Source organism: Microbispora bryophytorum (genome assembly GCF_006874465.1).
GTDB lineage: Bacteria > Actinomycetota > Actinomycetes > Streptosporangiales > Streptosporangiaceae > Microbispora > Microbispora bryophytorum.
In genome coordinates this window covers 1-522 of record NZ_VIRL01000090.1, presented here as the reverse complement: position 1 = coordinate 522, position 522 = coordinate 1, and the positions used below count along the sequence as shown (strand labels likewise).

Annotated in this window: 1 pseudogene; it reads right to left on the bottom strand. The window is 74.1% G+C overall.

Annotated elements, in window-relative coordinates:
• Positions 1 to 522 (bottom strand): annotated as a pseudogene (locus FLX07_RS36795) (hypothetical protein); the annotation flags it as partial.

The window sequence follows — 522 nt, the reverse complement described above, 5'->3', positions numbered from 1 at the left end:
GTGTGGCTGTCGGGGCGATCCTGCGGGCGATCTCCATCGCGCGCCTGCCCGTGGATTGCGGTGCCGGTCGAGCCGCCGGTCCCGCTGCGGGCTTCAGGACGTGTCCGGCTGCGGGTTCCAGAGCTCCGCGCGCCGCCGGGCTTGGCGGCGGGCTCGGCAGCGGGCTCCGTGGCGGTGTCGGCGGCCGTGTCACCGGACGCGGCGGCGGGCTCGGCGGTGGTGTTGGTAGCGGTGTCACCGGACGCGGCGGCGGGCTCCGTGGCGGTGTCGGCGGCCGTGTCATCGGCCGTGGCGGCGGGCTCGGTGTCGGTGTCGGGCTCGGTGTCGGTGTCGGGCTTGGTGGTGGTGTCGGTGGTGGTGTCTGCGGGCTGGAGGTCGGGGGTGTCGGCTGAGGTGTCGGAGGGGGTGGCGTCCAGGAAGGGGTGGGTGCGGACGTGGGTGACGATCTCGGAGTCGGACAGGCTCTCGAAACTGCCGTCCAGGCTGCCGAGGAAGAGGTCGGCACGGATGTGGTCGACGGGG